Source organism: Polaribacter litoreus (genome assembly GCF_054584775.1).
The window spans coordinates 16,049-32,751 of sequence record NZ_JBTLRD010000014.1 but is presented as its reverse complement, the minus strand read 5'-3'; the positions used below and the strand labels follow the sequence as shown (position 1 = coordinate 32,751).

General features: G+C 31.0%; 17 protein-coding genes. 5 read left to right on the top strand and 12 right to left on the bottom strand.

Translation table 11 applies throughout. The features are described 5' to 3' along the window. The first annotated feature begins 356 nt into the window (after positions 1-356). Entirely contained in the window at positions 357-1,673 is a 1,317-nt protein-coding gene (locus tag ACW9UN_RS12945; protein ID WP_459486717.1) for a T9SS type A sorting domain-containing protein, read from the top strand. A 92-nt stretch (positions 1,674-1,765) separates the two neighbouring features. Here the strand turns inward: ACW9UN_RS12945 and ACW9UN_RS12940 are convergent, their stop codons facing one another. From ACW9UN_RS12940 to ACW9UN_RS12885, 12 genes are all read right to left on the bottom strand, one after another. Beyond that, positions 1,766-2,470 (bottom strand): DUF4369 domain-containing protein, encoded by a 705-nt coding sequence (locus ACW9UN_RS12940; RefSeq protein WP_459486716.1) that lies wholly within the window; start codon positions 2,468-2,470, stop codon positions 1,766-1,768. A 41-nt stretch (positions 2,471-2,511) separates the two neighbouring features. Then, on the bottom strand, positions 2,512-3,819 hold the full coding sequence (locus ACW9UN_RS12935; RefSeq protein WP_459486715.1) for a DUF819 family protein: 1,308 nt from the start codon (positions 3,817-3,819) through the stop codon (positions 2,512-2,514). Beyond that, a complete protein-coding gene (locus ACW9UN_RS12930; RefSeq protein ID WP_459486714.1) occupies positions 3,819-4,493 on the bottom strand; it encodes a DUF2490 domain-containing protein in 675 nt (224 codons plus the stop codon). Before ACW9UN_RS12930 ends, ACW9UN_RS12935 begins: the two co-directional genes overlap by 1 nt. Before the next feature lie 7 nt (positions 4,494-4,500). Further along, positions 4,501-7,680 carry a WD40/YVTN/BNR-like repeat-containing protein gene (locus tag ACW9UN_RS12925; protein WP_459486713.1) on the bottom strand — a complete coding sequence of 1,060 codons (3,180 nt, stop codon included), beginning with the start codon at positions 7,678-7,680 and terminating at the stop codon, positions 4,501-4,503. Positions 7,681-7,783: 103 nt separating this feature from the next. After that, positions 7,784-7,948 (bottom strand): type II toxin-antitoxin system antitoxin, encoded by a 165-nt coding sequence (locus tag ACW9UN_RS12920; protein WP_081411166.1) that lies wholly within the window; start codon positions 7,946-7,948, stop codon positions 7,784-7,786. A 1-nt stretch (position 7,949) separates the two neighbouring features. Next, the gene (locus ACW9UN_RS12915) at positions 7,950-8,861 is read right to left on the bottom strand and encodes an alpha/beta hydrolase (RefSeq protein WP_459486712.1); all 912 of its coding nucleotides are present in this window, start codon (positions 8,859-8,861) and stop codon (positions 7,950-7,952) included. Further along, positions 8,858-9,364 carry a hypothetical protein gene (locus ACW9UN_RS12910; protein WP_459486711.1) on the bottom strand — a complete coding sequence of 169 codons (507 nt, stop codon included), beginning with the start codon at positions 9,362-9,364 and terminating at the stop codon, positions 8,858-8,860. The genes ACW9UN_RS12915 and ACW9UN_RS12910 overlap by 4 nt, the downstream gene beginning before the upstream one ends. Position 9,365: 1 nt before the next feature. Further along, entirely contained in the window at positions 9,366-9,524 is a 159-nt protein-coding gene (locus tag ACW9UN_RS12905) for a DUF4177 domain-containing protein (RefSeq protein ID WP_076686431.1), read from the bottom strand. Continuing rightward, a complete protein-coding gene (locus ACW9UN_RS12900; RefSeq protein ID WP_459486710.1) occupies positions 9,521-9,697 on the bottom strand; it encodes a hypothetical protein in 177 nt (58 codons plus the stop codon). Before ACW9UN_RS12900 ends, ACW9UN_RS12905 begins: the two co-directional genes overlap by 4 nt. Continuing rightward, positions 9,698-10,156: a hypothetical protein gene (locus ACW9UN_RS12895; RefSeq protein ID WP_459486709.1), complete on the bottom strand. Its 459-nt coding sequence runs from the start codon at positions 10,154-10,156 to the stop codon at positions 9,698-9,700. Continuing rightward, the gene (locus tag ACW9UN_RS12890) at positions 10,156-10,320 is read right to left on the bottom strand and encodes a glycine zipper domain-containing protein (protein WP_459486708.1); all 165 of its coding nucleotides are present in this window, start codon (positions 10,318-10,320) and stop codon (positions 10,156-10,158) included. Before ACW9UN_RS12890 ends, ACW9UN_RS12895 begins: the two co-directional genes overlap by 1 nt. A gap of 1 nt (position 10,321) precedes the next feature. Further along, complete coding sequence (locus tag ACW9UN_RS12885; protein ID WP_459486707.1) at positions 10,322-11,182, bottom strand: SPFH domain-containing protein; 861 nt, start codon at positions 11,180-11,182, stop codon at positions 10,322-10,324. Positions 11,183-11,305: 123 nt separating this feature from the next. On the opposite strand from ACW9UN_RS12885, the gene ACW9UN_RS12880 reads away from it, so the two are divergent. The 4 genes from ACW9UN_RS12880 to ACW9UN_RS12865 all read left to right on the top strand — a co-directional run bounded on the left by ACW9UN_RS12880 (position 11,306) and on the right by ACW9UN_RS12865 (position 16,703). Further along, positions 11,306-12,088 (top strand): S1/P1 nuclease, encoded by a 783-nt coding sequence (locus ACW9UN_RS12880; RefSeq protein WP_459486706.1) that lies wholly within the window; start codon positions 11,306-11,308, stop codon positions 12,086-12,088. Between the two features lie 172 nt (positions 12,089-12,260). Continuing rightward, positions 12,261-12,743, top strand: a complete 483-nt coding sequence (locus tag ACW9UN_RS12875; protein WP_459486705.1) for a TlpA disulfide reductase family protein — start codon at positions 12,261-12,263, stop codon at positions 12,741-12,743. 6 nt (positions 12,744-12,749) lie between these two features. Beyond that, entirely contained in the window at positions 12,750-13,358 is a 609-nt protein-coding gene (locus tag ACW9UN_RS12870; RefSeq protein WP_459486704.1) for a thioredoxin family protein, read from the top strand. Positions 13,359-13,619: 261 nt separating this feature from the next. Further along, entirely contained in the window at positions 13,620-16,703 is a 3,084-nt protein-coding gene (locus ACW9UN_RS12865) for a T9SS type A sorting domain-containing protein (protein ID WP_459486703.1), read from the top strand.

Genomic DNA, 16,703 nt, shown 5'->3' with positions numbered 1-16,703 from the left:
TAACATCTCTTGAGAAAATAACAAATGTTGTTTTATAATATTATGTAAATATTAATATTTATTTGATAAAATTTTTGAATTATCATTTTTAAGGGTGTTTTTTTAGTTTAATCATTTTTTTAATCTCCTTATTTTATCCAAACATTATCTTTTTTGCCTATACATAACCTATACAAGGTACAATTTTAGAGTATAATTTAAAATAGGTCAACACGTTTCTAAACCCTTATTAAATAGGGTTTTCCTCAATTATTAATTTAATTTATGTATTGTATGTTTTTTGTATTGGTTGTAAATGATAAAAAAGAGTAGTTTTGGGTTAATATTGTAGTATAACGTTTTAAATTATTACAATTATGAAAAAAATTACATTATTATTTGCCCTTTTGATAACATCGATTGGGTTTTCACAAGATCTGTTATTAGGTTTTGAAACAGGTGAAAGTGGTGGTGTTTTAGGAGATCCTTTTGGAGATATGCCTGCTCCATCTGTTGTTACAGGTACAGGTTCAAACACATCACAAGTTTTAGAAATAGTTGCTAATTCTGATGGACAAGTTTGGCAAGGTTCAAATTTTACGCTATCAGATGCCGCAGACTTAACTTCTACTCAATCTATGACTATTGATGTAAAATCATCAACAGCAATATCATTTTTAGTGAAAGTTAATGGAGGCGTTAACGGAGCTCCAGAAGCTGCTGCTGAAGTAACTCACAATGGTGATGGGACTTGGCAGACGTTAACTTTTACATTTAACTCTGTTAAAGACGGTAAAGCTGCTGCTGCAAATGGTCAGTACAATAATTTTGTTATACATGCATATTGGGCTGCAGGAGTAGCTGCTTTTGGAGATGTAACAAAAGATGAAAGAACTTTTTATGTTGATAATATTAGTGGTCCAAAAGCTGGAGCGCCTCCAGCTGATGTAGCACCTACTGATGCACCACCAACGCCTCCAAGTTTTGATGAACAGAATGTAATATCTCTATATAGTGATGCTTACACAGCTGCTACTACAATTTCTAACGTAACTTGGGATGATTCAGATTTTGAAGAGGTTTCTATTGATGGAAACAATGTTTTAAAAATCTCAGGATCAAATTTTTTAGGAATGTCTTTAGGAGATTATACTGATGTATCAGGGATGACGCATTTACATATGGATTATTGGATTGCTATTGATCATCAAGTTGGTCAGGTTTTAAATCCTAAATTATCGAACCATGGCGTTCAAAATGGAGAAACAAATGCAATTGATATTAGTAATCCTATATCAAGTCAGGATGAAATAAAAAATTGGCAATCAAAAGATTTTGAATTAAATGGAGACAGAGCTTCAATAAAAGAGTTCTTAATTACGCAAGCAGGTACAGCAGGGTTATATTATTTAGACAATGTTTATTTATTTGTTCAAGGTACTGCAAGTGTAGAAAACAATGCCTTATTAGGTTTCTCTATGTATCCTAACCCAGCATCAAATAGATTAAATATTTCTGCTAAAGAAACTATTCAAAGAGCTGATGTTTTTAATGTATTAGGTAAAAGAGTAATGAGCATTGATGTAAATAAAACAAATGCTTCTTTAGATATTTCTAATTTAACTTCTGGTATGTATTTAGTAAAATACGATGTTAGTGGAACAACAGGAACTGCTAAGTTTATTAAACAATAATAGCTTAGAGTAAATTCAATCAAATAGAAAATCCGAACAGCAATGTTCGGATTTTTTGTATTTAAAGAGGTACTAAAAACGTTGCTATAAATTTATTTATTTTCGTTAGCTTTTATCTTATCTAAATATTCTTGAAATCGCTTGCCATAATCAGAAGCTTTAATTCGTGGAGTTAAAGCATTATTAACCGTGTCTAATAGTTTTAAACTAGCATCATACATTTCTGTTAAACCAATGTAAGGGGCAACTTCAGAATCTGCATTATTTAATGCAAAATTTGTGGTATACAATACACGCCTTTTTACCAATTTTTGATAGTCTTTTTCTAATTGTTCAATTAAGTCTTGATCTTTTATTTTTTTAGCTTCAAAATCTTTTTTGATAAATTCCAAACGTTGATTTTGAAACTTTTTACTCATCATGTTGTATTTTTCTAAAATTTCTTGATTTTTAGATCCGTTAATCTCAGGGTTTATCCCAAAATTATCAACTTTATCATTGATGGTAATTGTACCTTTTTCGCCAAAAAATAAAATTCTTTTGTCAGTGGTGTTTCCGTCAAAAGTTAAGTAATATAAAACAGGCGATTCTAAATCATCCGTTAATTTAAACGTGTCTTTACCTAATAAAGCTACAGAATCTACAGAAACTAAAACAGTATCTACCATTTTCTGTAAATACAATTTTCCTTTTTTAAGGCCTTTAATTTGTCCTTGTACAATCATGTTTCCTTCTTTTTTTGATGAACAAGCAAAAAGGATTATTGAAAGTGATAAAACAGTTATAAATTTTTTCATTCTAAATTAAAATTTTGGAGAGCAAATATGCTGATTTTTATTTAAACAGTGGCAGATAATTCCATTAAAATGGTACATAAAATTGCGCCAACAGTACCAATTGCATACCCAAAAACAGCTAGTAAAACTCCAACTGTTGCTAAAGACGGATGAAAAGCTTGCGCAACAATAGGAGCAGAGGCTGCACCACCAACATTAGCTTGACTACCAACTGCTAAAAAGAAATAAGGTGCTTTAATTAATTTGGCAACAAAGATTAACAAACCTGCGTGTATAGACATCCAAACTAAACCAATGGCTATTAAACCCACATTGTCTAGAATCATTAATAAATCCATTTTCATACCAATTGTGGCAACTAAAATGTAGATAAAAACACTACCCAATTTGCTGGCGCCTGCACCTTCGTAATTTTTTGCTTTTGTAAACGATAAAATAATAGCAACTAAAGTAGAAATGCTAATTAACCAAAAGAAACCAGAACCTAAAAAAGAGAAAATATTTCGCCAAGTTTGTGAATCCATTCCGTTTACAAAATCAGTAAAAAAAGCACTTAAATATTTTGATGCAAAATGACCAAAACCAACAGTACCAAATGCAATAGCAAGCATAATCATTAAATCTGTTAAAGACGGATTTCTTTTTACTTTTTGAGAAAATTGCGAAACTTTAGCTTTTAAATCTTCGATGGCAGAAGTATCTGCTTTTAGCCACTTGTCTATTTTGTCTTTTTTACCAATTCCTATTAATAAGATAGCCATCCAAATGTTGGCTACTACAATATCAACAAAAACCATTCCTCCGTATTTTGCAGGGTTAAATTTGTAAATTTCTAACATGGCAGTTTGGTTGGCTCCACCACCAATCCAACTTCCTGCTAAAGTAGATAAGCCTCTCCAAACTGCATCAAAATCTGAACCACCAACAGTTTCTGGAGAAAAAATAGAGATTAATAAAATGGCAATTGGCCCTCCAATAATAATACCAACAGTACCTGTAAAAAACATAATTAAAGCCTTAGAACCTAAGTTAAAGATGGCTTTTAAATCGATACTCAATGTCATTAAAACCAAAGCAGCTGGTAATAAAAAACGACTAGAAACATAGTATAAATTAGAGCTGTTTTTTACAACTTCGCCTAAATTATTTTCGGTTTCCCATTCAGGAGCTATAACACCCAATGTTGTAAAAATTGCAGGTATAAAATAGGCCATAAATAAACCTGGAACTATTTTATAAAATTTAGGCCAAAAACCAGACTTCAAATTTTCTGTGTAAAAAACGAAACCTAAAGAAATCATTAATACACCAAAAACAATGGCATCATTTGTAAAAAAAGGAGCTGTCATTAATTATTTTTTTTAAGATGATTTGTGTTTAAAATGATACCCAGTTGTAATCTTTGAGATTTTGAAGTGCTAAACTGCGTATACATATAACCTATTTTTAATTTCATTTGGTTGCTTAGCTTTTGTAAAAAGCCAAAACCAGTTCTGTTTTGACCAAACGTTTTTTTTGCAAACTTTATAAAAATTTCATTAAAAATATATGTGGTTAATTTTTTTGATATAGGATGATTCATAAACAATCCATATCGTATTCTATGTGTTGTCTTATTTACAAAATTTTGTCTTTTAAAACGTTGCGCCAGTCGTACTCTATGCTTTACTCCAAAATTTCCCCATTGATCTTTAATATTTAAATCTTGATAAAATCTGTATTCATATAAATCTGGTAAATCTTGTTGATATGAATTATCTGTAATAGAATATACACTACCCAAGGTAAAATTAGTAATTGGATTGATTTTATAATTCAACCCCAACCTATAAATTTCTTGTTGATAATCTGTTATAAACTCAAAGTATCTAAAATGAATTGCACTTTTTATTGTAAACTTTTCAGAGATTTTATGAGATCCATTAAACATGTACCAAGTACCTACTTTGTTATCAGAAGAATTTTGAGCTTGAATCTTATTAGATAAAAGAATCAAGCTCAAAATCAATAGGATATGCTTCATAAATAAATTAATTCGCAGAATAAATTTTAGTTTCTTTAAACGGAGATATATTAATATTTTCTACCGATTTTTTATAGTCTACCCAATCTTTATTAAAAAAGCTATTTGTTGCTGCTAATGCTTTTTTAAACTCATCAATAAATTGATTCATTAAAACTGTTTCAGTTTCAGTTTGCTCTCCAAAACGAGAACGGATATATCTACTGGCTTGTCCAAAACGTTGGTTTACAGTAACCTCTGGGTTTCTTGTAATTCCTTGCCTTTTGTCTATTGTACCTAAATACATGGCAGTTAAACTATCAATTTTTTTAATAATTTCTGTTGATGATTTAATTTCTGATTTGTATTTTTTCTTGTCTTCTTTAGATAAATCAGATTTTATAGAAGTTGCTGTATTTTTACTTTCTACCAATTGTTTTACAACATTGGCTATCTTTTCTTGATATTTTTCTAGCTCTTTACTAGCCTCATATTTTTGATTGATAGCCGTTTCAGAAATTTCTAATCTAGGATCGAATTCAACTTTTATATTTTGTTCAGAAACTGCATCACCAAACGTCATTTTTAACTTATATGTACCTGGTTTTACAGAAACTCCACCTGGTTCTCCTCTAGATTTACGAATTCTTCTAGAAGCTCTAGCCACACCTTTTTCTCTTAAATACCAAGTGGTTTTATGAACACCATTCTCTTTAGGAGCTTTAAATTTTAAAGTTCTAATTTGTCGATCACCATCAAAAATTTCTAATTTAATAGAATCGTATTTTGCTTTTTTAGCTTTAACCTCTTTGTTATCTTTTGCTGCTTTTTTATCAACCTTTGGTTTGTTGATGTAATAAGAAATAATTGCGCCACCTTTTCTGTTTTCTCCTTGGTATAAAGCATCTGCTCCAAATCTGCTTCCAGTTGGTTGTTGCGTTGCTGCTTGATAAGCAGTTGGTGGTTCAAATAATTCTAATTTTTTAGCAATTACATTTTCTGATGCCATTTTTCTTAAAGGACGAATGTCATCTAAAACCCAAGCGGCTCTTCCAAAAGTACCAATTACCAAATCATTTTCTCTTGGATGAATTACTAAATCTTTAACAGGTACAGTTGGAAAACCTTCTGTCCATTTTGTCCAAGTCTTTGCAGCATCAATAGAAATATATAAACCATCGTCAGTACCTAAAAATAATAAGTTTGCATTTTCAGGATCTTCAATAATACATAATGTATAGCTTTGTACATCATTTTCATCTACAATACGCTCCCAAGTTTTACCATAGTTTTTGGTTCTGTATGCATAAGGCGTGTAATTAAAACGTCTGTAATCGTTAGCAATTAAAAGCGCTTCTCCTTTGTTTTTGTTTGATGCTTTAATTTGTGTAATCCAACTATTTGCTGGTAAATCTTTAATGTTTTTGGCAACATTTGCCCAAGTTTCTCCACCATTTTTAGTGATATGTACTTGGCCATCATCTGTAGCCGCCCATAACACATCTTTTTCTAAAACACTTGGTTCTATTACTAAAACTGTACAGTGATTTTCGGCACCTGTAGCATCCATAGTTAAACCACCACTTTCTGCTTGTTTTAATTTTTCTGGATCGTTGGTAGATAAATCTGGCGAAATAACTGTCCAAGTTAACCCTTTGTCTGTAGATTTATGTACATATTGGCTACCAAAATATAACGTAGAATTATCGAAAGGATCTATATTAATAGCAGCATTCCAATTGAAACGTAATTTTACATTTGGATCTTTATGTGTTGGTTTTACACCATAATTATTACCTGTTAAATAATCGAATCTAGAAACAGAACCTTGCTGACTCATAGTCCATCCATATCTTGAATCGTCTTTATCTGGTACTACATCAAAACCATCACCAAAAGAAATTTCTTGCCAATAAGAGTTTCTAATTCCTTGCGCTTTCCAAACATAAGCTGGTCCTCTCCAAGAACCATTATCTTGCATACCTCCATACACATTGTAAGGAAATTCATTATCCACATTTATGTGATAAAATTGAGCAACAGGAATGTTCCCTATAAAACGCCAAGTTTTTCCACCATCTTTAGTAATGTTTAATCCACCATCATTACCATCAATCATAAATTTTCCATTATTTGGATGAATCCACCATGCATGATGATCTGGGTGAACCCCATTATCTACACCATAAGCAGGCATTAATTGTTTAAAGTTTTTACCTCCATCTTGCGAAACATTTACATAAGTAAATACTGAAAAAACTCTGTTTTCGTTTTGTGGATCTACATAAATTTCTGAATAATAAAAAGGTCTGTTACCAATACCTGGTTTATCGTTAATTTTTTTCCAAGTAAAACCTGCATCTTCACTTTTGTAAAGTGCATTTTTTTTGGCTTCTACTAAAGCGTAAATTATTTCTGGATTACTAGGTGCAATTGCTACCCCAATTCTTCCTAAATCCCCTTTAGGGAAACCTTCTTTATCTGTTATTTTTTTCCAGTTATCTCCACCATCATGTGTAATGTATAAACCACTTCCTTTACCACCAGAATTAAAAAACCAAGGATCACGTTTGTGCTCCCACATTGCAGCAATTAATTTGTTAGGATTTGTAGGATCCATAATTAAATCTGCAGCTCCTGTTTTTACATTGTTAAATAAAATTTGTGTCCAAGTTTTACCACCATCTGTCGTTTTGTACACTCCACGTTCTTTGTGCTCTCCCCAAGGAGAACCAATTGCAGCCACATAAACCACATCTGGATTTGTTGGATGAATAATTACTCTGTGTATATGTCTGGTTTTTTCTAAACCCATAGCTGTCCAGGTTTTACCAGCATCTAAAGATTTATAAATACCAAAACCACCATTTAAACTATTTCTTGGGTTTCCTTCTCCTGTACCTGCCCAAATTACACTTGGGTTAGATTGCTGAATGGCAATTGCACCAATAGAAGCCGTTAATTCTTTTTCGAAAATTGGTTCCCATTTAATACCACCAGAAGTAGATTTCCAGATACCACCAGAGGCTGTACCTACGTACATAATTTCTGGATTAGACTCTACAACATCTATGGTTGTAACACGACCAGACATGCCTCCAGGACCAATGTTTCTAGGTTTCATATTTTTTACTAAATCCATAGAAAACTCTTGCGAAAAGAGTAGGGAAGTAGCGCATAAAAAAAGTAAGGTTAGTAGTTTTTTCATTGTGTAAGATTTATTGAATTTGAATTTAGCCAACAATATACAAAATAGAAAACGCTCAATAAAAATTGAGCGTTTTTTTAACAATTAAAATAGGTGTTTTAAACTATTCTTCTTTCTTTTTAGGTTCTCTTTTGGCTTCTTTTAGAGCTTGCATTAACATCCATTCTATTTGTCCGTTTGTAGAACGAAACTCATCTGCAGCCCATTTTTCGATAGCCTTTATCATATCTTCATTTATTCGCAATGCGAAAGCTTTCTTTTTTGCCATTTTATTTTTTTACAAATTCAACAATTGTTTGGATGAGTTGTTTAGAAATCGAAAAATTTGGATTTGAATACGATGCTAAATTTTCTTCATTTTTTTGAATGTCTTTAAGCACATGATTCATGTTTTTTATGATTACAATTTTTGCGTCAGGTTTTGCAGCTTTTAAAATTTCTGCATCAGTTACCATAACCTGAAAATCTTTATCACCATTTACAATTAAAATAGGTATTTTTATTTTTTTAATTTCTTCTGTTGGATTTATTGCAATCCAAGAACTTAAAAAAGGTTGGTTTTGAGGCGCAAAAAGCGACATTAAGTTTGGGTCTACTTCTTTAATTTGTCCTGTTTCTTTTAACTCTTTCAAGTATTTTTCTGTTAAGGCACCATAAATAGGACTTTGTTTTGATATTTGTTTGACTAAAGTTTTATCAATAGTTTCTCCTGCACCAGCAATAGAAATGTATTTATCTACATTTTCTAAGGCTAACATTGCAATTAATGAGCCTTGGCTATGACCTGCTAAAATAATTTCTGTAAAACGATTATCGTTTTTAAAATGATTGACCACTTCTTTTACATCACTTACAAAATCATTAAAAATAATTCCATCTTGTTGCAAAATGGTGCTATTTTTTGGGTTGGAAGTTCTTTTATCGTAACTAAAAAATGCAATATTTTCTTGATTAACAGCTTTTCTAAATTGTTTGATGTATTGTGCTTGATTTCCATCTCTATCTACACCACCAGAACCATGAACCCAAATGATTAAAGGTGAATTTTCTTGAGCATACGTTAAAGTTCCTGGCAATTGAATGCCAAGATTATGTATCATAATTTCTTCTGAATTCATTTGTGCCAATGAAACCGAAATTGAACAAACAGTAAAAATTAAATAACTGATAAAACGTATCATGATAAATTTATTTTTGATGCATACGTGGCTAAAACGCTTTTGGCATCGTTTTCTTTTTGAGTGCCTATTAATAGTTTTTTGCCTGTTTTTAGTTCTAATTGAATGCCAACATCACCAGAAACATTGATGGCTTTGCCTTTCTTTGAGTTCCAAAGTGCACCTCCTTTAAATCCCCAACCACCATATTCTCCAATTGGGTCGTAATTACGAACATAAGCTTTAGAAATATCTTGCCAAGCAATTAATTTTAACCTTATATGAAAAGGAAAAAACTGGTAGTAAATTCCTTTTTCATCGATTCTAGTGGTTAACTTAAAAGTAAAAATTAAAAGCGCAGTTAGTAGAATAACAGTAATAGTTAGGATTAATTTATTTAAAGATAAAGAAGATTCAGGTTTATTGTATTCCTGAAAAAGAATAGCAATAGGAACAATTAAACTAACTGCCATTAAAACAATTAACCACAATTGTGTAAAACGTTGTTCTTCTTTAAAAACTTTCATCTTATCTGTTTTTATCTCTTTCTAGAACTATTCTTGCTGTATTTTCTGCAAGATGTTTTAAAACCCAACCTTCTCTTGCATACTGATTTAGAGTATCCTCAAGTTTTTGATTGTTTTTGGATAATCCCATTTTCCAGTTCACTACTTTATATTCTTTCATTCTTTTGTGTTTTTTAAAATGGTAAAAGCAATTATTGCACCAATTGCACTACCTATGATAGAACCATAAACTGTGCTGATTGCAACGTTGTTAGTAACAGCACCAAAGGTAGTTCCTATAGAGGTACCTAAAGCTGTACCAACTCCAATTGCCAAAATTTGTTTTTGATTCATTTATATGTTTTTAATGGTAATTCTTGAATTTCTTTTTTTTATCTCTTCAATAAATGGTTCTAATTGATTTTCTAGATTTCTAAAAGTTAGATTTAATCTTCTTCTTTTAGAAAAATAAATTGTTACTTCTGTTTCCAATAGTATTTTTTCTATTTTGATTTTGGTGATCTCGTTAATCAGTAATTTTTTTTTAGACTTATAAAAAAATATCAGATAAATGAAAACGAAAACAATAGTGATTAAACCTAAAATTCGAAGTCCTAAATCAAAATAGTCGAAAAATGTTTTAAAATAGTTTATCGTTTTTATACTATGAAAAACACTAATTCCAACTAGAGCAAAAAATATTCCAAGCCAACCTCCCCGAGATTTTAAATCGTTTTTGAATCTGTTAATCTCTAAAAAAAGTTGGTGATTATTCATATATACATATCCATCAACCAGTATAAATTTTTTCATTACTTTTCCTTATTTCTAGATAATTTATTTCCATAAGCAATGCCAAAAAGCAATCCTAAGCTAATTCCTATTGCAACGTTACCTAGAATAGCACCTAATGCTGCTCCAAATGATATGCCTAAAGCTAAACCTGTTCCTTTTTTATATGTTTTCTTATCTTTCATCTTAATGACTCAAGGTTCCTGCATTTACAACTGGCGAAGCTTCTTTATCACCACATAAAATAACGAGTAAATTACTAACCATTGCAGCTTTTCTTTCTTCATCTAATTCTACAATTTCTTTTTTGTTTAGTTCTTCTAAAGCCATTTCTACCATTTCTACTGCACCTTGTACAATTTTATGTCTTGCAGCTACAATTGCAGTGGCTTGTTGTCTTTTTAACATGGCAGAAGCAATTTCATTAGCATATGCCAAATACCCAATTCTAGCTTCTAATACTTCTATACCTGCAATTGTTAAACGTTCATCAATTTCTTTTTCTAAAGCTTCAGAAACTTCGTTTACGCTAGAACGTAAGGTAATATCTTCATCATGACCTTCATCAGCAAAATTGTCATAAGGATACATGCTTGCCAATTTACGCACAGCAGCATCTGTTTGTACACGTACAAAATTCTCGTAATTATCTACATCAAAAGCAGCTTTGTAAGTGTTTGTTACTCGCCAAACTAAGATAGTGGAAATCATTACAGGGTTTCCTAGTTTATCGTTTACTTTTAAACGCTCACTATCAAAATTACTAGCTCTTAAAGAAATTGTTTTTTTTCTGTAAAGTGGATTTGCCCAGTATAAACCATTTTCTTTTATGGTACCCACATATTTACCAAAAAGTAAGATAACTTTAGAAGTATTTGGGTTTACAAGAATAAATCCGAAAAAACCAATAAACCCAAGAATAGAAACCAGAATAAAAATTGGAGCTTCTTTAAAGAAAGACATGGCAATTCCGCCAAAAAACAACAATAAAACGATAAACAACATTAAGTAACCGTTTGCTAATTTAATAATTTTCTCTGCTTTCATATTATTTGAATTTATAATGATATTAAAATGATATCACAAAGATATAATATTTTTTAATGATTTAACAAAACTTCTGGTAAATATTTTTATACTTTTGTCGAAAATTAAATTTAATTCGTAAATATGAACATCAAATTATTATTGTTAATTCCGTTCTTTTTTTTAACCAATTCTTCTACAGAAGAAACTGTAGTTTGGGGTAAAAATGGCCATAGAGTAACAGGTAAAATTGCTGAAAAGTATTTAACTAAAAGAGCAAAAAAGAAAATTGATAAAATTTTAAATGGGCAAAGTTTGGCGTTTGTATCTACGTTTGCAGATGAAATAAAATCAGACAGAGCTTACAGAAAATATTCGCCTTGGCATTATGTAAATATGGATTTAGATCAGACTTATGAAGAATCTGATAAAAATCCGCAAGGAGATTTGGTTACTGGTATTCAAAAATGTATTTCGGTTTTAAAGGATGAAAACAGTACAGCAGAAGATAAAAATTTCCATTTAAAAATGTTGGTTCATTTTATTGGTGATTTACATCAACCTTTACATATAGGTAGAAAAGAAGATAAAGGAGGTAATGATGTACAAGTACAGTGGTTTGGTAGAGGAACCAATTTACACAGTGTTTGGGATAGTAAAATGATTGACGATTATGGTATGAGTTATTCAGATTTAGCTGAAAACGCTAAAGATTTATCAAAAAAACAGATAGAATTAATTGAGCAAGGATCTATAGTAGATTGGGTAAATGAAGTACATGAAATTTCTGCAGAAGTATATAAATCTGCAAAAATTGGCGAAAATTTACGTTATAGATACAATTATGATCATTTTGGAACGGTAAGAAATCAATTGCAAAAAGGAGGAATTCGTTTGGCTAAAGTTTTAAATGATATTTTTGGTTAAAGCGTTGATAATTAAAGGGAAATTTTAATTTTAAGTTAGTTTTACAGCGTTTTTTTGTTAATAATGCGTTAATTTTTATTGATGTGGTTTAAAATGATGTAAATTTAGAAATATGAAAAATGTTATTCTGGTACTATCTGTTTTTCTACTCTTATTATCCTGTAAAAAACAGGTGGATAAAAGTAAAGATTCAGTAAAAACATCAAAAATTAATACTGACAACAATCAGCAGAATTCAACGATTACAACGTATGATTACAAAGGCTTAAAACCTTTATTAGAAAAGAAAGACGATAAAATTTATGTTGTAAATTTTTGGGCAACTTGGTGTGCACCTTGTGTAAAAGAATTGCCTTATTTTGAGAAAATTAATAAAGATTATGCAGATAAAAATGTTGAGGTTATTTTGGTGAGTTTGGATTTTCCGAAACAAGTAGAAAAAAAATTGATTCCTTTTATCAATAAAAGAAAACTAAAATCTAAAGTGGTGTATTTAAATGATACCAATGAAGATGTTTGGATAAAAGCGATTGATGAAAGTTGGAGTGGGGCAATACCAGCAACCATTATTTATAACAAAAATAATCGAAAATTTTACGAACAATCTTTTGATTATATTACTCTAGAAAACGAATTAAAAACATTCTTAAATTAATAAATTATGAAAACATTAAAATCTATTTTATTACTTGTAGTGGTTGTGTTAATCTCGGCAGCATTTACCTTAAAAACCGATAATGGGTATGCAGTTGGAGATACCATTGAAGATTTTAGACTAAAAAATATTGATGATACCATGGTTTCTTTATCTGATTACGAAGATGCCAAAGGATTTATCATCATTTTTACCTGCAATACCTGCCCTTATTCTGTGGCAAATGAAGATAGAATTATTGCTTTGAATACTACTTATGAAGACGAAGGTTTTCCAGTAATTGCCATTAACCCTAATGATCCTAAAGCTGTACCAGATGATAGCCTTGAGAAAATGAAAGAGAGAGCCAAAGAAAAAGGTTTTGAGTTTCCGTATTTGTTAGATGAAGGTCAAAAAGTGTATCCTAAATTTGGGGCAAGTAAAACGCCACATGTATACATTGTTACTAAAAATGATATGAAAGTTCAATACATAGGTGCAATAGATAATAGTTCTAGAAATCCAGATGCTGTTACCGAAAAATATGTAGAAAATGCTGTTGAGGCTTTATTAGATGGGAAAAAAATTGAGAAAACAGAAACTAGAGCAATAGGTTGTTCTATCAAGACATTGTAACTTTTTTATAATTTCATACCTAAAAAGGCATCTATTTTTAGGTGTCTTTTTTTTTGTTATTTACTATTTACTTTAGTAAAAGAAATACATCTATTTTTTAGCTTCTGTATGGTTTTTGTATTGGGAAATAAATAGTTAAATAACACAATTACTGAATTTTAATTATTATGTATGGTTTTTATATGGTTTTGTTTTAACCTTTACAATTATTGTATTCATAGTTTTATAACCTACTAATTATAACAACTATAAACAAACAAAATGAGTGAATTTCTACAAAAACAAAAAATAAAAATACTTTTAAGTTTATTCTTAGTAACCTTTAGTACTCATTCATTTACTGCCGGTAATCTTAGTTTTAACAACAATCAGCCTTCAACAAATGCCCCAACACCACCAGAGCGAAAAACATTAGATGTTATTTCAATTTTTAGTGATGCCTACGATAATATTAGCGGTGCAAATTACAATCCAGATTGGCAACAAAGTGGCCATAGTAATGCAAATACTAATTTTCAACCTACAGACTCTGGAAATTCAGTTTTAGCTTATACTAACTTTAATTACCAAGGCATTGAATTTAATACTATTCTAGATTTAACTGCCATGGAGTATTTGCATTTAGATATTTGGACCGTTGATGGGGTAATTCCTAGTATAACCGTAATCAGCTCTGGTTTAGAAATTCCTCACACACTCGAAAATAGTGATGGTCAATGGAAAAGTTTAAAAGTTCCTGTAGCTGGTATTACAGGTGATATTACAAAAGCAATTCAATTAAAGTTTACAGGAGGTAATGGTATTACAAATGCTATCTATCTAGATAATATTTATTTTTATAAAGAAGCAACAGCTGCAGGAAAAGATGCAACCTTAACCGCTTTAGAAGTTGATGGGACAGCTATTGAAGATTTTTCGCCAAACACAGAAACCTATTTAATGGCCTTGCCAGGAGGCACAACACAAATCCCTCAAATTACCTTAGCAACAACTACAGATGTTTCAGCTACAACCTTAATAACTCAAGGAACTACTATTCCTGGAGATGCTACTGTTTTAGTAACTTCTCAAGATGGTTCTAATACCAAAACATACACTGTTTCTTTTCATATTGGTGCTCCAAATATAAATGCACCAACACCACCAGCAAGAGAGTCATTAGATGTTATTTCAATTTTTAGTGATGCTTATGATAATATTAGTGGTGCCAATTACAATCCTTATTGGCAACAAATAGGGTATAATACAGCAAACTCAGATTTTCAACCAACAGGTTCAGGAAATGCAGTTTTGGCATATCCAAACTTTAATTATCAAGGAATTGAATTTAATACCAATATCGACTTAACTTCTATGGAGTTTCTACATTTAGATATTTGGACAGTAAATGGTGTTGCACCCAACTTAACTGTAATTAGTTTTGGAGCAGAAATTCCTCATGCAATTCCTAATGGTGATGGTCAATGGCAAAGTATTGAAATTCCTGTTGCAGGTATAACAGGTAATATTACAAAAGCAATTCAATTAAAGTTTACAGGTGGTAATGGCTTTACTACAGAAATTTATATTGATAATATTTATTTCTATAAAAAACCAACGAGTACAGGAAAAGACGCTACTTTAAATAATTTAGAAGTAGATGGTGCTCAAGTTGCAGGTTTTTCACCAAATTCCGAATCTTATTTGATGCCTTTGCCAGGTGGAAGCACCCAAGTGCCTCAAGTTACTTTGGCAACCACAACAGATGATTTGGCTACAAGAGTAATTACCCAAGCAACCTCTATTCCTGGAGATGCGACTATTGTAGTAACCTCTCAAGATCAAACAACAACTAAAACTTATAAAGTTTCCTTTTTTATAGAATCTCCACATGTTGATGCACCAACACCACCCACTAGAAATGCATTAGATGTTATTTCAATCTTTAGTGATACTTATAGCAATATTTCTGGTGCAAATTACAATCCAGATTGGCAACAAGTTGGTTTTAATGAAGCAAATACTAATTTTCAGCCAACTGGTTCAGGAAATGCAGTACTAGCATACACAAATTTTACCTATCAAGGTATAGAATTGAATTCTGTACAAGACTTAACTGGTATGGAATTTTTGCATTTAGATATTTGGACAGTTAAAGAAGTAATACCAACTATTGCAGTTTTAAGTTCTGGGGCAGAAATTGCACATACAATTACAAATGGAGATGGTCAATGGCAAAGCATAGATATTCCTATTGCTGGTATTACAGAAGATATTACAAGAGTAGCTCATTTGAAATTTGCAGGAGGTAATGGCGAACCAGGTGCTATTTATGTGGATAATATTTATTTCTATAAAAGCCCTACAGCAGCTGGGAAAGATGCCACTTTAAGTGCATTAAGAGTAGATGGTAATTTAATTGCTGGATTTAAACCAAATTCTGAATCATATAATATGCCTTTGATAGGAGGAACAACACAAGTACCTCAAATTACTTTGGCAACTACTGCAGATGCTTCAGCAACAACAGTAATTACGCAAGCATCTTCTATTCCTGGAAAGGCTACAGTTGTAGTAACCTCACAAGACGGAACTACAACTAAAACGTATACCATTTCTTATTTTATAGGAGCACCGCATATAAATGCACCAATTCCACCAGCTCGTGAAAATTCTGATGTCATTTCAATTTTCAGTAATTCTTATACTAATATTTCTGGAGCAAATTATAATCCATATTGGGAGCAAAGTGGTTATGATACTGCTAATATAGCATTTCAACCAACAGGTTCTGGCAATGAAGTGCTCGCATATACAAATTTTAATCATCAAGGAATAGAGTTTAATTCCATTCAAGATGTATCAGCTATGGAGTATTTACACTTGGATTTTTGGACGGTTAATGGATTAGAGCCAAGTGTTGTTGTTTTGAGTTCTGGTGATGAAATTCCTCATGCAATACCAAATGGAGATGGCAAATGGCAAAGTATTGATATTCCTGTTGCTGGTATCACAGAAGATGTTTCTAAAGCAATTCACATGAAATTCTTTGGAGGTGATGGATTTTCAAATCAAATTTATATAGATAACATTTATTTTTGGAAAGCAGCATCACTTGCAACTAAAGATTTTGAAACTTTTAAAGTTTTAGTTTTTCCTAATCCGAGTCAATATAATTGGACAATTAAAACAGATCGTAAAATATCATCGATACAAGTTTATAATCTGTTGGGTAAAAAAGTAATATCAATTTCACCTGAATCCAACGAAACTGCTATTGATAGTTCGAATTTAAAAAGTGGTCTATATTTTGCTGAAATTAAAACAATTTCAGGTTCACAATCAATTAAACTAATCAAAAAATAA